This window comes from Microbispora sp. NBRC 16548, from assembly GCF_030268985.1.
Lineage (GTDB): Bacteria > Actinomycetota > Actinomycetes > Streptosporangiales > Streptosporangiaceae > Microbispora > Microbispora catharanthi.
Map to the genome: position 1 here is coordinate 150,561 of NZ_BSSF01000011.1, position 14,890 is coordinate 165,450.

The window sequence follows — 14,890 nt, forward strand, 5'->3', positions numbered from 1 at the left end:
CGTCAGGCGCCGGGCGCGAGCGCCCGTACGGTGTCGGCGAGCGGCAGGTCGCCCCCTGTCGGATCATGCACGGGCAGCGGGGCCAGCACGGGCGTGTCCAGCCCGGCGGCCACATACTCCCGCACCCGGGCCCGGCAGGTCGCCGCGTCGCCGTGCACGACGAGGTCGTCCACCACCTCGTCGGGGATCGCCTTCAGCGCGGCCTTGCGGTCCCCCGCCGCCCACGCCTCCCGCATGGGCCGCAGCAGCTCTCCCCGGCCCAGCCACTCGTGGAACGCCGCGTACACCGGCACGGTGAGGTAGGCGGCCAGCAGCCGGCGGCCGATCTCGCGCGCCTTCGCCGCGTCCTCGGTCACCACGACGAAAAGGCGCGCGATCAGCTCGGTCCCCGGCCCCAGCTCGCCCCGCACCTTCAGTACGTCCCCGGGCGACAGCCAGTTGGTGATGGCGCCGTCGGCCTCGCGGGCGGCCAGGCGGAGCATCCCGGGCCGCAGCGCGGCGAGCACGATCTTCGGCGGCGTCGCAGGGGCCTTCTCCAGCCGGAAGCCCTTCACGGCGAAGGTCTCGTAGCTCTCGGTGACCTTCTCCCCGGCCAGCGCCGCCCGCAGGAATCGCAGGGTGTCGCGGACCCGCGCGTACGGCTTGTCGAACTCGCCGGCGTTCCAGTTGCCCACGATCACCGGGGACGACGCGCCGATGCCCAGCACGAACCTGCCGGGCGCGAGGTCGGCCAGCGTGGCCGCCGACATGGCCAGCAGGGCCGGGCCGCGGGTGTAGACGGGGACGATCGCGGTGCCCAGGCGCAGGGACGGCGCCCACTCGGCCGCCAGGGCCAGCGGGACGAACCCGTCCGTGCCGCCCACCTCGGCCGACCACGCGTCGGTGTAGCCAAGCGCGGGCAGCTCGGTGACGAGCTCCTTCGACTCGACCGGCGTCTGCCCGAAGAACGGAATCGTCATGCCCCAGCGGTCCACGGCCACCCCTTCCAAGGTCTCGGACCCTGACCATACCAACCGGACGGTATGGAGTCGCGGTCACGCCCGAAGTTCGTGGACCACCTCGATGACCTCCCTGGCCACGCCCTTGATGCCGGGCAGGTGCGACAGGCCGACCAGCCGGTCGACGAGCGGGACGACCCGGTCGATCAGCCGAAAGGTGCGCGCGCAGCCGGGCGAGCTGTCGTGCACCCAGAACAACACGACCCCCATCCACAGCAGCCACAGCAGCTCGGGAAGCTCCTCGCGCAGCTCGTCGTCCATCCGCCCGGCCGATCCCTCGACCACCTCCCGGTAGAGCGCGATGGCCGACTCGCGGGCGGGCGCCGACTCGGCGCTGAACGGGCTCAGGGGGTTGCTGGGCTCCGCCGCGTGCTTGAAGAACTTCACCGCGAACTCGTGGTAGGGCTCGGAGATCCGCACCCATTCCCGCAGCACGCCCCCGAGCCGTCCGGCGAACGACCGCTCGGCGGCGAACACCTCACGGCAGGCCGCCTCGTGCGTCTCCTGCGCCCGGTCGTAGTACGCCTGGATCAGCTGCTCTTTGGACCTGAAGTAGTAGTAGGCGTTGCCCACCGACACGCCCGCCTCCGCGGCGATGGCACGCATCGTGGTCGCCTCGTACCCCCGATCCCTGAACAACCGGAGGGCCGTCTCGACGATCTGCTCCCGTGTACTCTCGGCCACGCTCGTCACTGTACGGCTCGGGCCCGCGTCCGGTCATGAACCGACAAGATGATCCACGGGTCGCGGCAAATCGCCTCGTGGCAGCGGGCCGACCGCCCCCGCGTGTGGCATTGAAGACCTCAGCCCCCGTCGTCGACCGAGGAAACACCAAGGAAACGAGGCACGTGGACGTCCGCCCGTCATGGCGGGGGCTGGCCGGCATCGGCACCGCCGTACTGATCTCCCTGCCCATGCAGCACGACAGGAACCCCGTCCCACCGCCGTCCCCGCCGCCCGCGGCCGATCCCGGCGTCGGCGTCGAGGTGAGGGGGGAGATCTCCCTTCCTCCGCTGCTGGCCGGCACGTTCACCGCCACGGTGAAGACCTGGGACACCACGGCGGCGGACGAGCGGATCGACCACGCGCGGGCGGCCGGCCTGCTGCTCGACGCCGGGGTGCGCTGGAAGTCCACCGGAGACTGCGCCGACCGCCGCCGTCCGTACTGCACGTCGCTGGAGGCCATCCGGTATGGCACCCTGATGCGCACCGTCGACCTGCGGCGGGACAGCGGCTGCCCGGTGACGGTCACCGGCGGCACCGAGACCCGGCACGCCGACGGCCGCTACAGCCACGGCACCGGCTACAAGGTGGACCTCGCGCACAACCGGTGCCTCGACGCGTACGTCACCCGGACCTACCGCTACTGGCGCACGCGCGCGGACGGCGCGGCACTGTACCGCGCCGCGCCGTCCGACGTGTGGGCGGACGAGCCCACCCACTGGGACGTGCTGTTCAGGTGACTCTTACGCGAACTCGGTGGCGACCAGCGCGGCGATCTCGGCGGTGTTGAGCGCGGCGCCCTTGCGCAGGTTGTCGCCGCACACGAACAGGTCGAGCGTGTTCGGGAAGTCGAGCGCCTGGCGGATCCGGCCGACGTAGGTCGGGTCGGTGCCCACGACGTCCGCCGGCGTGGGGAACACGCCGTTCGCGGGGTCGTCGAGCACCACGACGGTCGGCGCGGCGTCCAGGATCGCCCGGGCGCCCTCGACCGTGACCTCCCGCTCGAACGTCGCGTGGACGGCCAGCGAGTGGGTGGTCACCACCGGGACGCGGACGCAGGTCGCCGAGACCTTCAGGTCGGGGATGCCGAGGATCTTGCGCGACTCGTTGCGGACCTTCAGCTCCTCCGACGTCCAGCCGCCGTCCTTGAGCGAGCCCGCCAGCGGCACCACGTTGAGCGCCAGCGGAGCCGGGAACGGCGAGTCGGCCAGGTCGGGCACGGCCTTGCGCACGTCACCCGCCACGGTGCCCATCGTCCGGTCGCCGGCGACGGCCTCGATCTCGGCGTACAGCCGCTCGGGGCCGGCCACCCCGGCGCCGGACACCGCCTGGTAGGAGGAGACGACCAGCTCGCGCAGACCCCACTCGCGGTGCAGGGCGCCCATCGCGGCCATCATCGACAGCGTGGTGCAGTTGGGGTTCGAAATGATCCCCTTGGGCCGGTTGCGGGCCTGCTCGGGGTTGCACTCGGGCACCACGAGCGGCACGTCCGGGTCCATCCGGAAGGCGCCGGAGTTGTCCACGGCCACCGCGCCGCGCGAGGCGGCGATCGGCGCCCACTCGGCGGAAACCTCGTCCGGCACGTCGAACATCGCGATGTCGACGCCGTCGAACGCCTCCGGCGACAGCGCCTGGACGACGACGTCCGCGCCGCGCACGCTCAGCACCTTGCCCGCCGAGCGCGGCGAGGCGATCAGCCGGATCTCGCCGTACGCGTCGGACAGGTCGGTGCGGTTGGTCAGGATCTCGAGCATGACGGTGCCGACGGCACCGGTCGCGCCGACGACGGCGAGGGTGGGCTTGCGGCTCATCGTCCGGTACCTCCGTACACAACGGCCTCGACCTGGTCGGCGTCGAGGTCGAACGCGCGGTGGGCGGCGGCGACCGCGGTGTCCACCTCGTTCTGTCCCACGACCACGGAGATGCGGATCTCCGACGTCGAGATCATCTCGATGTTCACCCCGGCGTCGGCCAGCGCGCCGAAGAACTTGGCGGTGACGCCCGGGTGCGAGCGCATGCCCGCGCCGATCAGGGAGACCTTGCCGATCTGGTCGTCGTACAGCAGCGACTCGAAGGCGACCTGGTTCTGGATCTTCTTCAGCGCCGTGAGGGCCGTCTGGCTGTCGTTGGCCGGGAGCGTGAAGGAGATGTCGGTGCGACCGGTCGCCGCGGCCGACACGTTCTGCACGATCATGTCGATGTTGATCTCCGCGTCCGCCAGCGTGCGGAAGATGGCGGCGGCCTCGCCGACCTTGTCGGGCACCCCGACCACAGTGATCTTGGCCTCGCTCCGGTCGTGCGCGACCCCGGAGATGATGGGCTGCTCCACTTCGGTTCCTTCGCTGTAGGGGTCGGAGACGACCCAGGTGCCTTCCCTCGTGCTGAACGAGCTTCTGACGTGGATGGGCAGGTCGAACCTGCGGGCGTACTCCACGCAGCGCAGGTGCAGGATCTTCGCCCCGCACGCCGCCATCTCCATGGCCTCGTCGTAGGAGATCCGCGGGATCTGCCGCGCCGTACGGACGATGCGGGGATCGGCGGTGTAGATGCCGTCCACGTCGGTGTAGATCTCGCAGACGTCCGCGCCGAGCGCCGCCGCGAGAGCGACGGCCGTCGTGTCCGAACCACCCCGGCCCAGCGTCGTGATGTCCTTGCTGTCCTGGGAGACGCCCTGGAACCCGGCCACGATCGCGATCTGACCGGCGTCGACGGCCTCCTGGATGCGGCTGGGCGTCACGTCGATGATGCGCGCCTTGCCGTGCGTCGAGTCGGTGATGACACCGGCCTGCGAGCCGGTGAAGCTGCGCGCCTCGTGACCGAGGTTGGCGATCGCCATCGCGAGCAGCGCCATCGAGATCCGCTCACCCGAGGTCAGCAGCATGTCGAGCTCGCGGCCGGGCGGCAGCGGCGACACCTGCTGGGCCAGGTCGAGCAGTTCATCGGTGGTGTCGCCCATCGCGGAGACCACCACCACGACGTCGTTGCCCGCTTTTTTCGTCGCGACGATCCGCTGGGCGACCCGCTTGATGCAGGACGCGTCGGCTACGGAGGAACCACCGTACTTCTGCACAACGAGCGCCACTGGAATCTCCAACGAATCAGGACGTGGAGCTCACAGTGTACTTGGACGTCCCAAACCGAGACCGGCACCGACCAGCATGTGGACGCTCAGACCGTGGTGCCCTCTTCCACGACGTCCAGCCGGGTGTGCGCGACCAGCGCCTGCAGGGCCCGCAACGCCGCGCCCGCGTGGTTGCCCCAGGTGTTGAAGTAGGAATACTGCCACCACCACAGCGCCTCGAGCGGACGGCCCGCCTGGTAGTGCCGCAGCCCGTGGATGAGGTCGGCCGCCACCGCCGTGAGGTCGTCCGAAAGCCGGTAGGGGGTGACCACGGTGTCCTTGTAGGGGTCGAACACCTCGGCGTAGTCGTCCACCGGGCCGAGGCGGGCGGCGAGAGCCGTACGGAGGGGGTCGATGTCGGGGTCCTCGCTCAGCGCGGGCTCGACGTTGCCCTGCAGGATCACGTCCTGGGCGGCTCCGAGCTGGGTGCCCGCGAGGCTGACCTGGGCCACCTCCACCAGGAGAAGCGGCAGCGTCGCGTCGCCGCCCTCACCGCCGGCCAGGCGGGTGAGGCCGTCGATGAAGTTCTGCGCGTGTCCGGCGACGCGTGCGGCCAGGTCGTTCCACTCGTCAGACATCCAGCAGCCTCCGTCCTTCGAAAGCGCGGCCCAAGGTGACCTCGTCGGCGTACTCGAGATCACCGCCCACAGGCAGACCGCTGGCCAGTCGGGTCACTTTCAATCCCAGGGGCTTGACGAGCCTGGCCAGGTAGGTGGCCGTCGCCTCGCCCTCGAGGTTCGGGTCGGTCGCGAGGATCAGCTCCGTCACCTGGCCATCGGCCAGCCGGGTCATCAGCTCGCGGATCTTCAGGTCGTCCGGGCCGATGCCGTCGATCGGGCTGATCGCCCCGCCGAGCACGTGGTAGCGACCGCGGAACTCACGGGTCCGCTCGATCGCCACCACGTCCTTCGACTCCTCGACCACGCAGATGACGTGCGGATCACGCCGCTGGTCCCGGCAGATCCGGCACTGGTCCTCTTCGGCCACGTTTCCGCAGACGCGGCAGAAGCGCACCTTCTCCTTCACTTCGAGCAGCGCGTGCGCGAGCCGCTTGACGTCGGCCGGGTCGGCCGCGAGGAGGTGGAACGCGATCCGCTGCGCGCTTTTGGGACCGACGCCGGGCAGCAGCCCGAGCTCGTCGATCAGGTTCTGGACGACCCCTTCGTACATGCTCTAGAACCCCGGCAGCTGGCCGCCGAGGCCGCCCCCGAGTCCCTGCGCGAGCGGGCCCAGCTTCTCCTGCTGCAGCTCCCCTGCGGCGCGTACGGCGTCCCGCACGGCGGCGAGCACGAGGTCCGCGATCGTCTGCGCGGTCTCCTCCGGGTCGCTCGCGTCGATGGCAAGCGGGCTGATCTCGAGCTCGAGAAGCTCGCCGCTGCCGTTCACGGTGGCGACGACCAGGCCGCCCCCGGAACTGCCCTCGACCTCGGCGTCGCTGAGCTCCTGCTGCGCGGTGACGAGCTGCTGCTGCATCAGCTGAGCCTGCTCCAGCAACTGCTGGAGGTTGACATCCCCTGGATTCACGATGGTTGCGCTCCTCAGCGTCCAGCGACATGTTCGTCGCGACGAGCCTACGGCGTCCGCCCCGGTTTCCGCACCGGCGCGGCGTGCGTGTTCCGCGCCGGGTCGCGGCCGGACGGACACCGGTTACCCCACCAGTCTCCGTCCATGCGGCGGCCGTCCCTCGGGCGGGGAAGTCGCTCAGGAGTGATCGATCTCCTCGATGATGCGGCCGCCCAGCTCACGCTGGATCAGGGCCATGCCGGACAGCTCGCTGACGTCCGCGTCGTCGTCGTTGAGCGGGTCCACGTCGTCGTCCGGACGGGAGGCCCCGCCCGTACGGCCGGGCACCGTCTCCGGCCAGGCCTGCCGGGGGCCGGTCTGGGCGGCGGCCCTGGCCGCCGAGCGGGCGGCGGCCAGGCCTGGGCTCGGCGTGGATCGCGGGGCCGGGGACGGCGCGTCGTAGTCGTCGGACGGCGCGTCGGGCCACGACTCGTCGGTCGTCCCGCCGGACGACACCGCGGGCGACGCCGTAGCCGACGCCGTAGACGACACCGTGGACGACGCCGTGGGCGACGCCGCGGGTGCGGCGGCCTTCCGCTCCGGAGCCGGGGCGGCCTGAGGGGCGGCCGGCGCCGGCGCGGGCGAGGCCCCTGTGGGCGGCATGGCCGCAGGAGCCGGCGTGGCGGGCGCGGCCGGCGGAGCCGGGGGCGCGGGCGACGGCGTGGGCGTCTGCGGACCGGACGGCCCGCGGGTGGCGGGGCCGGCCGGGCCGGGGCCCGAGCCGCCGACGACGACATCGACGCGCCAGGTGCCGCCGAGCACGTCGCCGAGCGCGGCGGCCACCACCTCGTCGCGCTTGCCCTTGAGGAAGCCCTGGACGTCGCCCGGCTTCTCGAAGCCGACGGTCACGACGTTGCCCTCGACGCCGAGCAGTCTGCCCTGGGCGTTGAGGATCATCCAGGCCACCCGCTGGCGGTTCTTGATCGCTTCGAGCACCTGCGGCCAGGCGTGCTGCACCGGCCCCCCGCCCGCGGCGGGCGCCTGGGCCTGCTGCGCCTGCGGAGGCGGCGGCGCCGCCCCGGAGCCGGGCCGCACGGGAGTGGGCCAGTCGTCGGCGCTCCGCTCAGCCGGAGGGGCGGCCTGAACCTGCGGAGCCGGGGCCGGAGCCGGAGCCGCAGCGGCGGGTGCGGGTGCGGAGTGCGGCGCGGGCAGCGGAGCTGCTTGAGTCTGGGGAACAGTGGAAGCCTGAGAAACAGTGGGAGCCTGCGGCGCGGCGGCGTACGTCCCGGCCGCGACGCCGCGCTCCAGCCGTTCGAGCCGGGTCAGCAGCGCGGCCTCGCCCTGGTCGGCCCCGGGCAGCAGCACGCGGGCGCACATCAGCTCCAGCAGCAGGCGAGGAGAGGTCGCACCGCGCATCTCGGTCAGCCCGGCGTTGAACACCTCGGCCGCCCGGGTCAGCTCGGCGGGGCCCATCGACGCCGCCTGCGCCTGCAGACGCTCCAGCTCGTCGGCCGGCCGGTCGAGCAGGCCGCTGCCCGCGGCCTCGGGAACGTTGGACAGGATCACCAGGTCGCGGAAGCGTTCGAGCAGGTCCGTGGCGAAGCGGCGCGGGTCGTGACCGCCCTCGATCACCCGGTGCACGGCCTGGAACACGGCCGCGCCGTCCCGCTTGGCGAACGCGTCGACCACCTCATCCAGCAGATCGCCGTCGGTGTAGCCGAGCAGGGACACCGCCCGCTGGTAGGTGATGCCGGAGTCGTCGGCGCCCGCCAGGAGCTGGTCGAGGATCGACAGCGTGTCCCGGGCCGATCCCGCGCCCGCCCGTACGACCAGCGGTAACGCCGCCGGCTCGTACGGCACGGACTCGGAGTCGAGGATCTCCTCCATGAGCCGGCGCAGGGTCGCGGGCGGCATCAGCCGGAAGGGGTAGTGGTGGGTGCGGGACTTGATCGTCCCGATGACCTTCTCCGGCTCGGTGGTGGCGAAGACGAACTTGAGGTGCGGCGGCGGCTCCTCCACCAGCTTCAGCAGCGCGTTGAAGCCCTCACGGGTGACCATGTGGGCCTCGTCGATGATGTAGATCTTGTAGCGCGCCGAGACGGGGGCGAAGAAGGCCCGCTCACGCAGGTCGCGGGCGTCGTCCACGCCGCCGTGCGACGCCGCGTCGATCTCGATGACGTCGAGGTGCCCCGGCCCGGTGGGGGCCAGCGCGACGCAGGACTCGCACTCCCCGCAGGGGTCGGGCGTCGGGCCCTTCTCGCAGTTGAGGGACCGGGCGAGGATGCGGGCGCTGGAGGTCTTGCCGCAGCCGCGCGGGCCGCTGAAGAGATAGGCGTGGTGGATGCGGCCACTGCGCAACGCCTGGCGCAGCGGGTCGGTGACGTGCTCCTGCCCCTTGACCTCGGCGAATGTCCCGGGCCTGTACTTGCGGTACAGCGCAAGACTCATGCCGCCTCCTTGGAGGGTCGACCCGGCCGGCGTACCCGCTAACTGAGAGACCCCTCGCACACCCGCCAGAGCCCGCTTATCCTTGCTGCCTTCCGGCCCTGGGGAGGTTCACAGGATGACGCCGCGCGAGGGGTCCGTTGGACAGTCTAGCCACTCGACGGGTGTGCGCGGGCCGTCGAGACAACAGTCGAAACCACGCCGGAAAGTGGGCTAAGCTGTCCGACGGAGGATTCGCCTAGTTGGCCTAGGGCGCACGCTTGGAAAGCGTGTTGGGGGCAACCCCTCAGGAGTTCGAATCTCCTATCCTCCGCGCTTGGTTGAGCAGCAAAAACACGAAGGGCCCGGTCCATCCAGCCGGGCCTTTCGTGTGTCCGGACCTCACGCGTCGTCCTTGTAGAACCCAGGCCGGACGCGTGTGATGCCGTGGGTCACCAGGGCACCGGCCCGGCGTCGTCGAAGAACTGACCGGTCGGGCCGTCGTCGGGCAGGGTCGCGAGCCGGATCGCGATCGCCGCGCCCTGTTCGGGCGTACGGACACCGCGGAAGCCGTTGAGGTCGGTCGCGCAGAAACCGGGGCAGCCGGCGTTGATCAGGATGTTCGTGTCGCGCAACTCCTTGGCGTACTGCACGGTGACGGCGTTGAGGAACGTCTTCGACGGCGCGTACGCGGCGGAGATCGGGCCCGTTTCGGCGCCCGGAGTGGTCTGCCGGGTGAGAGAGCCCACGGTGCTGGACATGTTCACGATCCGCGGCGACGCCGAGCGGCGCAGCAACGGCAGCATCGCGTTGGTGACGCGGATGACGCCGATCACGTTGGTCTCCACGGCCGCCCGCATCGTGGCGGGGTCCACCGTGGTGGGCGTCTGCGGCATGCCGCCGGTTATCCCGGCGTTGTTCACGAGCACGTCGAGGCGGCCCGCGCGCTCCTCGATCAGCCCGGCGGCGGCGACGACGCTCGCGTCGTCCGTCACGTCGAGCGGCACGCCGAACGCGTCGACGCCTGCCGCGCGCAGCTTCTCCACCGCGCCCTCCCTGCGCCCCTCGTCCCGGACACCGACCCCGACGCTCCAGCCGAGCGCGCCCAGGCCGGCCGCGATCTCATATCCGATCCCCTTGTTCGCGCCGGTGACCAGCGCGATCGTCTCTTCGCTCATGTGTCTCATCCTGTCCGCGCCCACTGCGGAACCTCCAACACCGTTTGGGTGGGCATCGATACCTCCCGGGTATCGATCACTCGCTTCCGGCGATACCGTGGCGACATGGAGACGCGTGAGCTGCGGTACTTCGTCGCCGTCGCCGAGGAGCTGCACTTCGGGCGGGCCGCGCAGCGGCTCGGGATCGCGCAGCCGCCGCTGTCGCGGGCGATCGGGCAGCTCGAACGTCGGCTCGGGGTGACGTTGCTGGACCGCACGAGCCGCACCGTCACGCTGACCGAGGCCGGGTCGGTGCTGCTGCGCGAGGGCCGGGCGGCCCTCGACGCGGTCGAGGCCGCCGAGCGCCGCACCCGCCGCACCGCCCTCGCCGCGACCGGCCGGCCCGGCCTGGTCCTCGTCACGAAGGCCGGGGCCTCCGGCGAGCTGCTGCCGAAGCTGCTCGAGGCGTACGCCGCCGAGCCCGGCGCGGTCGCCGTCGACGTGCTCCTGTGCGGGATCGGCGAGCAGGAGCGGCTGCTGCGCGACGGCCGGGCCGACGTGGCGCTGCTGCACCGGCCGTTCGACTCGACGGCCGGGTTCGACACCGAGGAGCTGCGCGCGGAGGGGCAGGTCGCGGTCCTGCCCGCCGGGCATCCCCTCACCGGCCGGGCCCACCTGCGGATGGCCGACGTCACCGCGCTGTCCGACCTGCCCACGCCGCGCTGGCCCCGCACCGACGGCACATACCCGGACGGCCCCGGTCCGGAGGCCCGGGACCATGCGCAACTCTGCCAGCTCATCGCGCTCGGCCGGGCCTCGGCGGTGCTGCCGGAGTCGTGCCGGGCCTATCTGCGCCCCGATCTCGCCGCGGTGCCGGTGCTGGACGCGCCGACGGTGACGACGGTGATCGCATGGCCGCCGCACAGCCGGTCGCACGCCGTCGCCGGGCTGGTCCGGGCCGCGACCCGCCTCTAGCCATCCTCACCTCCCGGCTCCCGCGGCGGGCCAGGCCCATATCGGCTGGACATCCGCCGGACGGAGAGAGGAGGGTGGGCCGAATGGAACAGATCGACTTCCCTGCGATTCCGCGAGCGGGGGACCTCGACGTCCGGTGGATTCACGGCTCGGAGTCGGCCAAGCACAACACCGACCCCGACATCCAGGTGCACCGCTACGACGAGCACACGTTCGTCCTGCGCCAGAACAAGGCGATCAACTACGAGGCGCCCTTCATGTTCCTGATGTTCGGGAACACCCGGGCCCTGCTGCTCGACACAGGCGCGACGGCGTCACCCGCGTACTTCCCGCTGCGCCGGACGGTGGACGAGATCGTGGACCGCTGGCTGGCCGATCACCCCCGCGAGGGCTACGGGCTCCTCGTCGCCCACACGCACGGCCACGGCGACCACATCGCGGGCGACGGCCAGTTCCGCCATCGCCCGGACACGGTCGTCGTCGATCCCGCCGTGGAGCACGTGCGCGAGTTCTTCGGGCTCGGCGACGATCTCGACGTTCCCGGGAGCGTCGACCTGGGCGGCCGCGTTCTGGACGTGCTGGCGAGCCCCGGGCACCACAGGTCGGCGGTGACGTTCTACGACCCGCCCACCGGCCTGCTCCTGACCGGTGACACCGTTTACCCCGGGCGGCTGTACGTCGCGGACTGGCCGGCCTTCGAGCAGACCGTCGACCGCCTGGTGAAGTTCGCCGAGGCCCGGCCCGTCACCCACGTTCTCGGCTGCCACATCGAGATGACCAACGTGCCGGGCGAGGACTACCCGATCCGCACCGCCTACCAGCCGGACGAGCCGCCGCTCGAGATGACGGTCGAGCACCTGCGCCAGATCCGCGACGCGGTGGCGGAGATCGGCGGCCGGCCAGGCGTCCACGTCTATCCCGACTTCATCGTCTACAACTAGCGATCGGATCAGATCCAGCCGCGCAGCAGCATGCGGCTCAGCCAGACGTCGTACGGCACCGGCACGGCGGTGAGCACGGGCGACAGCCACCAGAAGTTGACCAGTGCGAGCAGCGTGAACGCGCCCACCACCGTCGCCCCCGTGGAGCGCCGCGCGGCCGGCGCGCCCGGCGGCCCGAGGACGAGCCCGCATGCCAGCACGATCGCGAGGACCATGAACGGCACCGCCGGGATCGCGTAGAACAGGTACATCGTGCGGTCGTCGGCCAGCGCGAAGTAGAACCACGGCAGCCATCCCGCCGCGTAGGCGAGCAGGACGGCGCCCGCCCGCCAGTCGCGGGTCCTCGCGTACCAGGCCACCATCGCGAGCAGCGCGAGCAGCGCGCCGTACCAGATCACCGGGGTGCCGGTCCCGAGGATCGCCTGCGAGCAGGAGGCGGCGCCGCAGGTGCCGCGGGGCGACTGGTAGAAGAACGCGACCGGCCGCAGCAGCAGCGGCCAGGTCCACGGGTCCGACTGGTAGTCGTGGTGCGCGCTCAGCCCCTGGTGGAAGCCGAACACCTGGCTTTGGTAGTCCACCAGCGAGCGAAGCGAGTCGAAGACGAAGTAGGCCCAGCCGTTCGAGGTCGCGCGGTCCCAGTTGCGGCCCCACCCGCCGGCCGAGGCGAACCATCCGGCGAACGACGCGACGTACACGACGGCCGGTACGGCGCCGAGCCAGGCGAGGCCCAGCGGCCAGTCGAGACGGACCGCCTGCCGGTATGGCCGACGCAGGCCGACGGCGCGCCTGGCCCCGCAGTCCCAGACGAGCGTCATGATCCCGAACGCCACGACGAACAGCACGCCGGTCCACTTGGTCGCCGTCGCCGCGCCCAGGCACAGCCCGGCCGCCAGCCGCCAGGGCCGGGGGCCGAGCCGGGGAGGGGGTCCGTGCAGGGCGGAGGTGCGATACCACTCCGTCAGGCGCATGCGGGCCGCGTCGCGGTCGGCGACCAGGCAGGCGAAGCCCGCGAGCACCCAGAACATGAGGAAGACGTCGAGCAGCGCGGAGCGCGACAGCACGAGGTGCAGGCCGTCCAGGGCCAGCAGCAGACCGGCGAGGCAGCCGAGGAGGGTCGAGCGGGTCATCCGGCGGGCGGTCCGCGCCAGGACCAGCACGCTGAGCGTGCCCGCGAGCGCGGCGACGCACCGCCATCCGAAGGGCGTGATGCCGAAGAGCCACTCCCCCGCGCCGATCAGCCATTTGCCGAGCGGGGGATGGGCGACGTAGGCGGCGCACTCCTCGAACGTCCCGCACGCCTTGAACACGTCCGTGCCGCCGCGTACGAACACCTGGTCGGCGCCGTCGGCGAACTGCCGCTCGACGCCGAACGTGATCAGCGAGTAGGCGTCCTTGGCGTAGTAGAGCTCGTCGAAGACGAGCGCGTGCGGGACATCGAGACGGTAGAACCGGAGGAACCCCCCGAGAGCGGCCACGGCCAGCGGGCCGAGCCACCCCCGCCCGCCCGGCATCGGCGGCACCAGCCGGGGTAAGGCGGTCAGAGGCACGCGGTGATCCTAACCCGGCAAAACGCGAAGATCAGAGCAAGACGGATCCGGCATGGCGGACCGTCAGGCATGATCACCGCCCCCCGGGGCAGTAGCCCCGGCAAGCAACCGGCAAGCAACCGGCAACGCCATCGGGAGCGTCGCAGATGGATTTCGATGACCGAGCGCAACTCGACGCCTCGCAGGTCGAGGACGTCGGCGGTGGGGGCGGGTTCCGCGGCGGAGGTCTGGCCATCGGCGGCGGAGCCGCCGGCATCATCGCCCTCATCGTGGCCCTGATCTTCGGCGTCAACCCCGGCAACATCACGGGCGGCGGCGACGAGCCCGCCGGCCTGCAGCCGACCAGCGACCTGAGCGCGCAGTGCAAGACCGGCGCCGACGCCGACCAGTCGGAGAAGTGCCGGGTCGTGGGCGTCGTCAACAGCATCCAGAAGTACTGGGGCGAGCAGATCCAGGGGTACACCGGCGCGAAGACCACGCTGTTCTCCGGCGGGGTGCAGACCGGCTGCGGCGCCGCGGACTCCTCCGTCGGCCCCTTCTACTGCCCCAATGACAAGCACGTCTACCTGGACCTGTCGTTCTTCGACGAGCTGCAGTCGCGGTTCGGGGCCAAGGGCGGCCCGTTCGCCCAGGCTTACGTGATCGCCCACGAGTACGGCCACCACGCGCAGGACCTGCTCGGCACCATGAACCGCGTCGGCCAGGACCAGGGCGCGGAGAGCGGCTCGGTGCGGCTCGAACTCCAGGCCGACTGCTACGCGGGCGTGTGGGCCAAGAACGCGGTGGACACCGGCTTCTACGCCAAGCCGTTCACCGACGCCGACATCCAGGAGGCGCTCGACGCCGCCGCCGCGGTCGGCGACGACCACATCCAGGAGCAGGCCCAGGGCAGGGTCAACCCGGACGCGTTCACCCACGGCACCTCCGCCCAGCGGCAGAAGTGGTTCACGAACGGCTACTCGTCGGGCGACCCGGCACGCTGCGACACCTTCTCAGGGAGCGTCTGAGACCCCCGGCAGAGCCTCGGGCGCGAACCTTTGCGTCGTCTCCTAAACTACATACCGTGATCTTTAAGTTGGTCGGTGACGGACGGCCCTATCCCGAGCACGGACTGTCGTCCCGCGAGTGGGCGCAGATCCCGCCCCGGCAGGTCCGGCTCGACACACTGATCACCACGAAGGCGGTGCTGGACCTGCACTCGTTGCTCGCCAAGGACTCGACCTTCTACGGCGACCTGTTCCCGCACGTGGTGCAGTGGAAGGGCGAGCTGTACCTGGAGGACGGCCTGCATCGCGCCCTGCGCGCCGCCCTCCACCAGCGCTCGGTGCTGCACGCCCGCGTGCTGGAGCTGCAGGACTAGACGCTCTCCGGCGCTGCTCGCCGCCTGTGCCGGGCCGGCCGGGACCCGGGTGACGAACGCGCTCTGACCGGCCGTGCCAGGCCGGTGCCTCCGGACGCGAAAAGAGCCGCCGACCCTGTGATCAGGATCGGCGGCTCTTTC

General features: G+C 71.5%; 15 protein-coding genes, 1 tRNA gene and 1 other RNA gene. 6 read left to right on the forward strand and 11 right to left on the reverse strand.

Annotated features, from left to right (window positions below):
- Window positions 1–2: 2 nt before the first annotated feature.
- Window positions 3–974 carry an LLM class F420-dependent oxidoreductase gene (locus tag QSK36_RS28570; RefSeq protein WP_285784498.1) on the reverse strand — a complete coding sequence of 324 codons (972 nt, stop codon included), beginning with the start codon at window positions 972–974 and terminating at the stop codon, window positions 3–5.
- Between the two features lie 60 nt (window positions 975–1,034).
- A complete protein-coding gene (locus QSK36_RS28575; protein WP_285784499.1) occupies window positions 1,035–1,682 on the reverse strand; it encodes a TetR/AcrR family transcriptional regulator in 648 nt (215 codons plus the stop codon).
- A gap of 164 nt (window positions 1,683–1,846) precedes the next feature.
- Between QSK36_RS28575 and QSK36_RS28580 the strand changes: the two genes are divergently transcribed.
- Complete coding sequence (locus QSK36_RS28580; RefSeq protein ID WP_285784500.1) at window positions 1,847–2,461, forward strand: hypothetical protein; 615 nt, start codon at window positions 1,847–1,849, stop codon at window positions 2,459–2,461.
- 3 nt (window positions 2,462–2,464) lie between these two features.
- Here QSK36_RS28580 and QSK36_RS28585 read toward each other — a convergent pair whose 3' ends face one another.
- The 7 genes from QSK36_RS28585 to ffs form a co-directional block, all read right to left on the reverse strand.
- A complete protein-coding gene (locus QSK36_RS28585; RefSeq protein WP_285784501.1) occupies window positions 2,465–3,532 on the reverse strand; it encodes an aspartate-semialdehyde dehydrogenase in 1,068 nt (355 codons plus the stop codon).
- Complete coding sequence (locus QSK36_RS28590) at window positions 3,529–4,803, reverse strand: aspartate kinase (protein ID WP_030508661.1); 1,275 nt, start codon at window positions 4,801–4,803, stop codon at window positions 3,529–3,531. Before QSK36_RS28590 ends, QSK36_RS28585 begins: the two co-directional genes overlap by 4 nt.
- A gap of 86 nt (window positions 4,804–4,889) precedes the next feature.
- Window positions 4,890–5,420 carry a DUF5063 domain-containing protein gene (locus QSK36_RS28595; RefSeq protein ID WP_079320095.1) on the reverse strand — a complete coding sequence of 177 codons (531 nt, stop codon included), beginning with the start codon at window positions 5,418–5,420 and terminating at the stop codon, window positions 4,890–4,892.
- Window positions 5,413–6,012 carry a recombination mediator RecR gene (recR, locus tag QSK36_RS28600; RefSeq protein WP_142564086.1) on the reverse strand — a complete coding sequence of 200 codons (600 nt, stop codon included), beginning with the start codon at window positions 6,010–6,012 and terminating at the stop codon, window positions 5,413–5,415. The genes QSK36_RS28595 and recR overlap by 8 nt, the downstream gene beginning before the upstream one ends.
- Window positions 6,013–6,015: 3 nt before the next feature.
- A complete protein-coding gene (locus tag QSK36_RS28605) occupies window positions 6,016–6,366 on the reverse strand; it encodes a YbaB/EbfC family nucleoid-associated protein (protein ID WP_139575517.1) in 351 nt (116 codons plus the stop codon).
- A gap of 177 nt (window positions 6,367–6,543) precedes the next feature.
- On the reverse strand, window positions 6,544–8,793 hold the full coding sequence (locus tag QSK36_RS28610; protein ID WP_285784502.1) for a DNA polymerase III subunit gamma and tau: 2,250 nt from the start codon (window positions 8,791–8,793) through the stop codon (window positions 6,544–6,546).
- Between the two features lie 42 nt (window positions 8,794–8,835).
- An RNA gene (gene ffs / locus QSK36_RS28615) (signal recognition particle sRNA small type) lies at window positions 8,836–8,931 on the reverse strand.
- Between the two features lie 86 nt (window positions 8,932–9,017).
- On the opposite strand from ffs, the gene QSK36_RS28620 reads away from it, so the two are divergent.
- Window positions 9,018–9,103, forward strand: a tRNA-Ser gene (locus QSK36_RS28620).
- Window positions 9,104–9,221: 118 nt separating this feature from the next.
- Here the strand turns inward: QSK36_RS28620 and QSK36_RS28625 are convergent.
- Window positions 9,222–9,947, reverse strand: coding sequence for an SDR family oxidoreductase (locus QSK36_RS28625; protein ID WP_285784503.1), 726 nt, complete (start codon window positions 9,945–9,947; stop codon window positions 9,222–9,224).
- A gap of 105 nt (window positions 9,948–10,052) precedes the next feature.
- On the opposite strand from QSK36_RS28625, the gene QSK36_RS28630 reads away from it, so the two are divergent.
- The gene (locus QSK36_RS28630) at window positions 10,053–10,901 is read left to right on the forward strand and encodes a LysR family transcriptional regulator (RefSeq protein WP_183538318.1); all 849 of its coding nucleotides are present in this window, start codon (window positions 10,053–10,055) and stop codon (window positions 10,899–10,901) included.
- Window positions 10,902–10,984: 83 nt separating this feature from the next.
- Entirely contained in the window at window positions 10,985–11,842 is an 858-nt protein-coding gene (locus QSK36_RS28635) for an MBL fold metallo-hydrolase (protein WP_285784504.1), read from the forward strand.
- An 8-nt stretch (window positions 11,843–11,850) separates the two neighbouring features.
- Here the strand turns inward: QSK36_RS28635 and QSK36_RS28640 are convergent, their stop codons facing one another.
- A complete protein-coding gene (locus QSK36_RS28640; RefSeq protein ID WP_352241059.1) occupies window positions 11,851–13,389 on the reverse strand; it encodes a dolichyl-phosphate-mannose--protein mannosyltransferase in 1,539 nt (512 codons plus the stop codon).
- A 146-nt stretch (window positions 13,390–13,535) separates the two neighbouring features.
- Between QSK36_RS28640 and ypfJ the strand changes: the two genes are divergently transcribed.
- The gene (ypfJ, locus tag QSK36_RS28645; protein ID WP_183538314.1) at window positions 13,536–14,396 is read left to right on the forward strand and encodes a KPN_02809 family neutral zinc metallopeptidase; all 861 of its coding nucleotides are present in this window, start codon (window positions 13,536–13,538) and stop codon (window positions 14,394–14,396) included.
- A 56-nt stretch (window positions 14,397–14,452) separates the two neighbouring features.
- Entirely contained in the window at window positions 14,453–14,749 is a 297-nt protein-coding gene (locus tag QSK36_RS28650) for a type II toxin-antitoxin system VapB family antitoxin (protein ID WP_079320148.1), read from the forward strand.
- The last annotated feature ends 141 nt before the right edge of the window (window positions 14,750–14,890 follow it).

Excerpts from the sequence above, each read along its gene's own strand:
- QSK36_RS28595 (WP_079320095.1), bottom strand. The coding sequence starts at position 5,420 with ATGTCTGACGAGTGGAACGACCTGGCCGCACGCGTCGCCGGACACGCG.
- recR (WP_142564086.1), bottom strand. The coding sequence starts at position 6,012 with ATGTACGAAGGGGTCGTCCAGAACCTGATCGACGAGCTCGGGCTGCTG.
- ypfJ (WP_183538314.1), top strand. The coding sequence starts at position 13,536 with ATGGATTTCGATGACCGAGCGCAACTCGACGCCTCGCAGGTCGAGGAC.
- QSK36_RS28630 (WP_183538318.1), top strand. The coding sequence starts at position 10,053 with ATGGAGACGCGTGAGCTGCGGTACTTCGTCGCCGTCGCCGAGGAGCTG.
- QSK36_RS28625 (WP_285784503.1), bottom strand. The coding sequence starts at position 9,947 with ATGAGCGAAGAGACGATCGCGCTGGTCACCGGCGCGAACAAGGGGATC.
- QSK36_RS28585 (WP_285784501.1), bottom strand. The coding sequence starts at position 3,532 with ATGAGCCGCAAGCCCACCCTCGCCGTCGTCGGCGCGACCGGTGCCGTC.
- QSK36_RS28610 (WP_285784502.1), bottom strand. The coding sequence starts at position 8,793 with ATGAGTCTTGCGCTGTACCGCAAGTACAGGCCCGGGACATTCGCCGAG.
- QSK36_RS28635 (WP_285784504.1), top strand. The coding sequence starts at position 10,985 with ATGGAACAGATCGACTTCCCTGCGATTCCGCGAGCGGGGGACCTCGAC.